Source organism: Acidobacteriota bacterium, from assembly GCA_028875725.1.
In the GTDB taxonomy this organism is placed as follows: domain Bacteria; phylum Acidobacteriota; class Thermoanaerobaculia; order Multivoradales; family Multivoraceae; genus Multivorans.
The window spans coordinates 2,043,507-2,052,265 of record JAPPCR010000006.1; the positions used below are offsets into that span (position 1 = coordinate 2,043,507).

Here is an 8,759-nt window from a genome sequence, read left to right on the forward strand (position 1 = left end):
CATTATGCCCCACCGGCACCGGGGGCCGCCGTGCTAACGTCCCCTGTTCCGGTTCCGGCCGGCGCCCCCTTGTTTTCGCCCTGGATCAGGCCGCTCAACGACCAGGGGGCCTGCACATGGTGAACGGATCTCGACTGCGTCCCCCGACTCTCCCGGTGGCGGTCTGCGCGGTTCTCGCCATGGGACTGGCGTCGTGCGGTACGGCGGAACGCAACGAGAACGCGGAAGAGCAACAGGACTTGAACCAGGAAAGCGAAGCCGAAGCACCGCCGGTCCCCGAATGGTCGCTCGCCATTCACGGAGGCGCGGGCAGCGCCCGGCGCGACACGACGGACACCGAGGACTACTACGGGGCCCTGCGCGACGTCCTGTCCCTGGGCAGCGAGCAGTTGGCGGCAGGTGAAGCGAGCCTCCGCGTGGTCGAAGAGGTGGTCGCGGCGCTGGAGGACGATCCCCGATTCAACGCAGGGCGCGGCTCGGTCTTCACCTCCATCGGCACCCACGAGCTGGACGCCGCGATCATGGACGGCCGCACCCTCGCTTGCGGCGCGGTGGCCGGTGTGAAGAACGTCCGCAATCCGGTGCGGCTGGCCCGGCGCGTCATGGAGGACACGCCGCACGTTCTCCTCAGCGGTCAGGGCGCCGACAACTTCGCGGTCAACGCCGGCGTGCGCCGGAACGTCCAGGCCTACTTCACGACCGAGCCCCAGTTGGAGCGGTATCGCGAGATCCGCAGCCGGCGGAGAGGCAGCAGCTCGGAACGCGACGGAGCCCCGAGTCCCGAGGGCGACTACACCGGCAACGCAGGGCCGGAACGTGACCAGGGCGGCGCCTCCCATCTCGGCACCGTCGGCGCGGTGGCCATGGACCGCTACGGCAACCTGGCGGCGGCCACCTCGACCGGCGGCACGATGTACAAGCAAATCGGCCGCGTCGGCGACGTGCCTGTCATCGGCGCGGGCACGTACGCGAACAACGAAACGGCGGCGATCTCCTGCACCGGCCGGGGCGAGGAGTTCATCCGCCACACCGTGGCCTACGACGTCTCGGCGCTCATCGAGTACGCCGGCCTCTCCGTCGAGGAGGCTGTGCGCAAGGTCATCGGCGAGACGTTGAAGCCCGGCGACGGCGGCATCATCGCGATCGGCAGGAACGGCTCCATCGCGATGGAGTTCAACACGAACGCGATGTTCCGCGGTGCGGCCAACTCACTCGGCCGGTTCGACGTCGGGATCTGGGAGGACGTCCGCAGCGGCCGACCGTGAGCACCCGCTACGAACAGACGCTGCACCGGGCCCGAACCGACCCGGAGGGGTTCTGGGCCGAGGCCGCCGAGGCGATCTCCTGGCACCGGCGCTGGGACCGCGTGCTGGACGACGCGAACCCGCCGTTCTACCGCTGGTTCGCCGGCGCCGAGGTCAACACCTGCTACAACGCGGTCGACCGGCACGTCGAGGCCGGGCGAGGCGGCCAGGCGGCGCTGGTCCACGACAGTCCCGTCACCGGCACGAAACGGACGCTCTCGTACTCCGATCTGCAGGAGCAGACCGCGCGGTTAGCCGGCGTCCTGCGCAGCCTCGACGTCGAGAGCGGCGACCGGGTGCTGATCTACATGCCGATGGTGCCGGAGGCGGCCGTCGCCATGCTGGCCTGCGCCCGCATCGGCGCCGTCCACTCCGTCGTCTTCGGCGGCTTCGCCTCCAGGGAACTCGCGACCCGGATCGAGGACGCCAGGCCGAAGGTCGTCCTGGCCGCTTCCTGCGGCATCGAGACCGCCCGCGTCGTCGAGTATCAACCTCTCCTCGACGAGGCGATCGCGATGTCCGCCCACAAGCCGGCCGCGACGGTCATGCTCCAGCGCCCCCAGCACACCGCTGAACTCGGCTCGGGCGACCTCGACTGGCACGACGCGATGGCCGCCGCCGCACCGGTCGAGTGCGTACCGGTCCGGGCCACCGACCCGCTCTACATCCTGTACACCTCCGGCACGACCGGCGTCCCCAAGGGCGTCGTCCGCGACAACGGCGGCCACCTGGTGGCCCTCGACTGGAGCATGGGCAGCGTGTACGGCGTATCGCCCGGCGAGGTCTACTGGGCCGCGTCGGACATCGGCTGGGTGGTCGGGCACTCCTACATCGTCTATGCGCCGCTGATCCACGGCTGCACGACCGTGCTCTACGAGGGGAAACCGGTCGGCACGCCGGACGCCAGCGCTTTCTGGCGGGTCATCTCCGAGCACAACGTCTCGGCGCTGTTCACGGCGCCGACCGCATTCCGCGCGATCAAGAGGGAGGACCCGCGGGGCGAGCTGATCGACAAGTTCGATCTGACCTGCCTGCGCACCCTGTTCCTGGCCGGCGAGCGCGCCGACCCGGACACCGTGCAGTGGGCCGAGGACAAGCTCGGCGTGCCGGTCATCGACCACTGGTGGCAGACCGAAACCGGCTGGGCAATCGCCGCCAACTGCGTCGGTCTGGGCGCCCTGCCGGTCAAGCACGGCTCGCCCACGAAAGTCGTGCCCGGGTACGACGTGCGGATCCTCGACCACGACGACGCCGGTACGCCCGGATCGAGTCGGGAAATGCCGCCCGGCGAGAACGGCGCGATCGCGCTGCGCCTGCCGCTGCCGCCCGGCTGCCTGCCGACCCTGTGGCGGAACGACGAGGGCTACATCGAGTCCTACCTCCGCGAGTACGATGGCTACTACCAGACGGGCGACGCCGGGCACCTTGACGACGACGGCTACCTCTACATCATGAGCCGGACGGACGACCTGATCAATGTCGCCGGCCACCGCCTGTCCACCGGCGCCATGGAGGAGATTCTGGCTTCCCACCGCGACGTCGCCGAGTGCGCCGTCATCGGAGTCGCCGACTCGCTCAAGGGACAGGTGCCGCTGGGGCTGGCGGTGCTGTACGCGGGTTCAACCCGCGGCGAAGCGGAGATCGTCCCGGAACTCGTGCAGAGCGTGCGTGACCAGCTCGGCCCGGTCGCCTCGTTCAAGGTCGCTGCCATCGTCGAACGCCTGCCGAAGACGAGGTCCGGCAAGGTGCTCCGGGGCACGATGCGGCGCATCGCCGACGGCGAGCCCTGGACGGTGCCGCCGACGATCGACGATCCCGCGATCCTCGACGAAGTCGAGCAGACCCTCACCGAGCTGGGCTACCCCCGCCCGACGACGGCCTGAAGGCGGTCCCGCGGCGCCGGGAGTCCGCAGAATCTGCGGAAAACTCTGCGGAAAGCAAACATCTTCATACCTTGTAAGCCCTTTGTTATCAGTAACTTACAGCCATTCCGCACCGGATACGGTGCGAGTCCTCGACTCACTGTAAGTTATTCATGAACAAGAGGTTAAGCCGGCCCGGCGACTGACCGGCATTGCCGGATGTTTCGAGTCGGCGGTACAGTGCCCGTCATGGACCCCACGCAGGCAACCCGAGAGGTCTTCTGGAACATCGAATACACCTGGTTGGTGTACGTGCTGATGGTCCCCACCCTGGCGGTCTTCGGTTGGGGCTTCTGGCTCAAGATCCGCCGCTGGCGGTCAGGCCAGCCGGCAATCCGCTTCGACCGGCCGGGCGAGCGGCTGCAGCTCTTCCTGAGAAACGCCGTCGGCCAGGGCCGCACGATCAAGAGGCGCTACGCGGGCGTCTTCCACACGCTTGTCTACACCGGCTTCATCGTGCTGTTCCTGGCCACCACGGTGGTCGCGATCCATCACGACACGCCCCTGCACATCATGAAGGGGCACTTCTACCTCATCTTCCAGTCCCTCATCGTCGACATCTTCGGCCTCTTCGTGCTCGTGGGCGTCGCCCTGGCCGCGATACGACGCTGGGTCTCGAAGCCGAACCTGCTGGTCTACACCGACGAGGCGAGCTGGATTCTGGTCACGATCTTCGTCATGGCCTTGACAGGCTTCATGATCGAGGGCTGGCGAATAGCCGTCACCGACGACCCCTGGGCCGCCTGGTCGCCGATCGGCAACCTGTTCGCTCTCGGTTCCGATCCCTGGATGACGGATACGGCGATGCAGCGCGGCCACGTGATCATCTGGTGGTTCCACCTGGTGGTGGCGTTCGGCTGGATCGCCTGGGTGCCGTTCAGCAAGATGTCCCACGTCTTCACGGCCCCGCTGAACATCTTCACCGCCAACCTGGACGGCTACGGCGGATCACTCAAGACGATCGATTTCGAGACCGCCGAACGCTTCGGGATCAATCACCTGGGCGACTTCACCTGGAAGGACCTGCTCGACTTCGACGCCTGCACGGAGTGCGGCCGTTGCACCGACGTCTGCCCGGCCAACACGGTGGGCAAGGCGCTGTCGCCGCGCGACATCATCCTCGACCTGCAGGGGCTGATGCACAAGCGGGGCGACGAGTTTCTGGGCAGCCGGACGGGAAACGGCAACGGCGCCGGCGACGGCGGCAACGGAAGCGGTGAACTCCTGCCGATCATCGACCAGAAGACGGCCGTATCGCCGGAAGCGCTCTTCGCCTGCACCACGTGCGCCGCCTGCATGGAGGCCTGCCCGGTCCACATCGAGCAGATGCCGAAGATCGTCGACGCGCGCCGCTACCTCGTCATGGAGGAGGCGGACTTCCCCGAGGGGATGATGGACATGATGAACTCGCTCGAGTCGCGCCAGCATCCGTTCGCGGGCACGCAGTTCAGCCGAGTCGACTGGACCGAGGGTCTCGACATCGACGTGATGGCCGAGATGGACGATCCGCACGAGGCCGAGGTCCTGATGTGGGTCGGCTGCGGCGGCGCCCTGGTCGAGCGCAACCGGAACACCGTCCGCGCCACCGCGAAGCTCCTGAAGAAGGCCGGGGTGAAGTTCGCGATCCTCGGCCGCGAGGAATCCTGCACCGGCGATCCCGCCCGCCGGGTGGGCAACGAGTTCCTGTTCGAGATGCTGGCCAAGGGCAACGTCGAGACGATGGAACGTTACGGCGTGCGCAAGGTCGTCACCTCCTGCCCCCACTGCTTCAACTCGTTCAGGAACGAGTACCCGCACTTCGGCGGCAGCTACGAGGTCTACCACCACACCCAGTTCCTCGATCAACTGCTCGAGTCGGGCCGTCTCGACGGGAACGGCGCGGGGGGCGGCTCGAACGGGAGCTCGACGATCACGTTCCACGATCCCTGCTATCTCGGCCGCCACAACGGCGAGTACGACGCGCCCCGCAACCTGCTCGCGCAGGTCGGCGGCGCGAGGCAGGTCGAGATGGAGCGCAGCCGGAACACGAGCTTCTGCTGCGGCGGCGGCGGCGGCATGGCCTTCGTCGACGAGCCGCCCGACCAGCGCGTCAACCAGGAACGCGCCCAGGAGGCGGTCGATACCGGCGCCGACGTGGTGGCCGTGGGCTGCCCCTTCTGTGCCACGATGCTCGACGACGGCGTGAACGCCCGCCGCGGCGACCGCGACGTCAAGGTCAGGGACGTGGCGGAACTGCTCTGGGACGCGGTCGGCGAGTCCGAAGAGGCTGCGCCCTAGCATCCCCTCCGTCCACCGGGTCCATTGCGAACCTACCGGGCGGTCGGTAGACTACTCTTCGTGACCTTCCGAGGACCTTCGACCCGGTGACTGCCCTGGACAACGCGACCCTGCGAGCCGCCACCGGCGCGGCCAACGGCGAGCAGGACCGGCGGGCGGAGATCTACCGCAGCGCGGCGCGGATCTTCCACCGCAAGGGCTACCACGCCACGTCGATCAACGACATCGCCGCCGCGGTCGGATTGACCAAGGCAGGCCTCTACTACTACATCAAGGGCAAGCAGGACCTGCTGTTCGCGATCATGGGCTTCGCCATGGACCAGCTCGACGAGCAGGTCATCGAACCGGCCCGGCGCGTACAGGATCCTCAGACGCGACTGGCGACGATCGTCGCGCGCCACGCCCGGCTGATCACCCAGGACTCCTCGGCGCTGACCATCCTGGTCAACGAACTCGAGGGGCTCCTCCCCGACGACCGTGCCGACATCATCGGCAGGCAGCGGGACTACGTCGATTTCATCGCCGACACCCTCGCCGCCCTGCGCGACGAGGGCAAGGTCGTCGGCCTCGACCCCACGGTGGGAGCGTTCAGTCTGGTCGGGATGATCCTCTGGATCTCCCGCTGGTACCGGGCGGACGGCCGGCTGGACGGCGACGAAGTGGTGGCGGAAGTGACCCGCATGGCGATCTCGGCGGTGCTGAACCGCAGTGAAGACAGCAACGCCGGCAGCCCGGCCAGGACCGGGCAACCGGCGAAGGAGACGCGAGAATGAGAGTGCTCGTCTGCCTGAAACAGATTCTCGATCCGGACGTTCCCGCGCGGGATTTCCAGATCGATCCCGACGCCAGGGCCGCCAGACGGGGCGGCGCCAACCTGGTGACGAACATCTTCTGCGAGAACGCGGTCGAGACGGCTCTCCAGTTCCGCGAGGCGGCAGGCGGCGACGTGAAGATCACCGCGCTCTGCTATGGCGAGTCCTCGGCCGAGGACTGCCTGCGCAAGGCGATGGCGATGACGGTCGACGAGGCCTGCCTAGTCGAACGCGACGGCAGCACGAACCCGGACGCGGCGGCCGTCGGTCGCGTGCTGGCCGCGGCGATCCGGCGCCTTGAGCAGGACGGCGGCCCCTTCGACGCCGTGCTCGTCGGCCGGGAGTCGGGCGACTGGGGCGTGGGACAGACCGGCGGCGTGCTGGCCGAAGAACTCGGCCGGCCAGCGCTGGGCTTCGTCGAGAGCCTCCAGCCGGGCAACGGCAGCGTCACGCTCCGCCGTCAGACCGACGTCGGCATCGAAGTCGCGGAGGCCGAGCCGCCCTTCCTCGTCACCATCACGAACAACGAGGACAACGTGCCCCGCATCCCGAAGACGCGGGACGTGATGATGTCCTACCGCAAGCCGCTCCAGAAGCTGAGCCTCGCCGACCTGGAGCTGGACAGCGAGGAGATCCGGGCCGGGTCGTCGATCTTCGAGGTCGAGGAGATTTTCATCCCGGCGGACGAAGTCGAGTGCGAACTGGCGGAGGGCGACACCCTGGAGGAGCGGGTCGACCAACTGGCGAAGCGCATCCACGAAGTTGTGGCCTCCATCGGCTGACGCAGACGGAACCCGGCAGCAAAGGGCAGAAGGAGAGAAACGATGGCGAACGTTGCAGTCTGTGTCCTGGGCAGTCTCGGCTATGACCGCGCCGCGCAAGGCGCGGCGGGCGCCGGCCGAGCCCTTGCCGAGAGCGTCGGCGGCGAATTCCACGCTCTGGTGATCGGCCCCGCCGAGGACGACGCGGTCGCGGCGCTCGCGAGCGTCGCCGACCGCGTGGTGGTCGGCGCCAACGAAGCGCTGCGGGACTACCAGCCCGAACAGGCGCTGCAGGCGGCCGAGCACCTCCACGCCGCGGGCGGCGGCGACTACGTCGCGGTGCTGCTCAGCAACGACACCTACAGTCAGGAGATCGCGCCGCGCCTCGCCCACCGCCTGGGCGGCAGCTCGATGGCCGACGCGGCCGCGATCCGGATGGACGGCGACCACCTGCTGGCGCAGCGCACGGCCTACGGCGGCAAGGCGATCTCGATCTACCGGCTGAAGAAGCAGCCGGCCGTCGTCTGGCTGCGGGCCCGCGGCTTCGAACCCGCACCCGAGCAGCAGTCGGCCGGCGAAGTGACGTCCGTCGATCTGGCGCTCGATGCACCGCGCATCCGCATCACCGGCCGTGAAGTCGCGGAACAGGAAGGCGTGCGCCTCGAGGACGCGCAGATCATCGTCTCCGGCGGCCGCGGGCTCGGCGGCCCCGAGCCCTTCCAGGAACTGAAGAAGCTCGCCGATTCGATCGGCGCCGAGCAGGGCGCCTCACGTGCCGCCTGCGACGCCGGCTGGGTACCCCCGAACTGGCAGGTCGGCCAGACCGGCAAGAAGGTGGCCCCCGAGCTCTACATCGCGATCGCGATTTCGGGCGCCAGCCAGCACCTTCTCGGCATGGGCGACAGCAAGGTCGTCGCGGCGATCAACACGGACGCCGACGCGCCGATCTTCAAGCACTGCAGCTTCGGCATCGTCGAGGACTACAAGGCCGTCGTGCCGCTGCTGACCGAGAAACTCCAGGCGATCGCCCGGTAGAGCCACCGCAGGCAGGTTCGGGAGGTCCTCGGTTCGTATGCAGAAAGACGTATAGAATCCGACTTTCATGCACAAGACCTCCTGCTGCGGTTGCGCTCTGGCTCTGGTCGTTCTTTCCTTCGGACCGGCCCGGGCGGCTGAACCAGGCGATTTCGCAAGCGACCGCGTAGCCGAACAGCAACTCGTAGAGGAAGCGGTGCTTGGAGGTTTCGCGCGCGGGATGCTCCTTGGCGCGACGGACACGGTGGTGCAACGGTTCACGAAAGGGCCGGGCCGAAACCGCGTGAAGATGAACTCGCTCGACCGTTGCGAAGCCGGACGCCGGAAGCGCATCGACGTGGAGCGCACCGCTCTGGATGGAGGCCGGGCAGCGGGCCGGGAGGTGTGCGGAACGCCCGGCATGGATTTCGACTTCGCGACCGACAGTTTCGAGTTCGTTCACAAGGTCGAGCCCCTCGACGAGGAGCGCCCGGGCGGAACGCTGTCGCTCTGGGGAGCCGGGGCTCGCCGGTCGCTCCGCGGGCGAGCGGGCCAGAACGCTTACTCGGTCGCGCCGGAACTGCCCTTCGTCGGCGTCGACTACACGGCCGGACACCTCATCGTCGGGACCGCCGTGTCCTGGATCGACGCCACCGGGCGCTACCGGCT

The 8,759-nt window shown here is 68.2% G+C and carries 7 protein-coding genes; all 7 read left to right on the top strand.

Annotated elements, in window-relative coordinates; translation table 11 throughout:
• Nucleotides 1–119 precede the first annotated feature (119 nt).
• Nucleotides 120–1,265 carry an isoaspartyl peptidase/L-asparaginase gene (locus tag OXI49_10225; GenBank protein ID MDE2690877.1) on the top strand — a complete coding sequence of 382 codons (1,146 nt, stop codon included), beginning with the start codon at nt 120–122 and terminating at the stop codon, nt 1,263–1,265.
• The gene (locus tag OXI49_10230) at nt 1,262–3,187 is read left to right on the top strand and encodes a propionyl-CoA synthetase (protein ID MDE2690878.1); all 1,926 of its coding nucleotides are present in this window, start codon (nt 1,262–1,264) and stop codon (nt 3,185–3,187) included. The genes OXI49_10225 and OXI49_10230 overlap by 4 nt, the downstream gene beginning before the upstream one ends.
• 228 nt (nt 3,188–3,415) lie before the next feature.
• Entirely contained in the window at nt 3,416–5,503 is a 2,088-nt protein-coding gene (locus OXI49_10235; GenBank protein ID MDE2690879.1) for a heterodisulfide reductase-related iron-sulfur binding cluster, read from the top strand.
• A gap of 86 nt (nt 5,504–5,589) precedes the next feature.
• Complete coding sequence (locus tag OXI49_10240) at nt 5,590–6,276, top strand: TetR/AcrR family transcriptional regulator (protein MDE2690880.1); 687 nt, start codon at nt 5,590–5,592, stop codon at nt 6,274–6,276.
• Nucleotides 6,273–7,097 carry an electron transfer flavoprotein subunit beta/FixA family protein gene (locus tag OXI49_10245; protein MDE2690881.1) on the top strand — a complete coding sequence of 275 codons (825 nt, stop codon included), beginning with the start codon at nt 6,273–6,275 and terminating at the stop codon, nt 7,095–7,097. Before OXI49_10240 ends, OXI49_10245 begins: the two co-directional genes overlap by 4 nt.
• A gap of 42 nt (nt 7,098–7,139) precedes the next feature.
• The gene (locus OXI49_10250) at nt 7,140–8,111 is read left to right on the top strand and encodes an electron transfer flavoprotein subunit alpha/FixB family protein (GenBank protein MDE2690882.1); all 972 of its coding nucleotides are present in this window, start codon (nt 7,140–7,142) and stop codon (nt 8,109–8,111) included.
• Between the two features lie 67 nt (nt 8,112–8,178).
• Nucleotides 8,179–8,759 (top strand): hypothetical protein (locus tag OXI49_10255; protein ID MDE2690883.1); only part of this gene is annotated, 581 nt, incomplete at its 3' end.

What these genes read in the sequence shown, in the direction of transcription:
- OXI49_10235 (MDE2690879.1), top strand. Translation starts at nt 3,416, where the DNA reads ATGGACCCCACGCAGGCAACCCGAGAGGTCTTCTGGAACATCGAATAC.
- OXI49_10245 (MDE2690881.1), top strand. Translation starts at nt 6,273, where the DNA reads ATGAGAGTGCTCGTCTGCCTGAAACAGATTCTCGATCCGGACGTTCCC.
- OXI49_10250 (MDE2690882.1), top strand. Translation starts at nt 7,140, where the DNA reads ATGGCGAACGTTGCAGTCTGTGTCCTGGGCAGTCTCGGCTATGACCGC.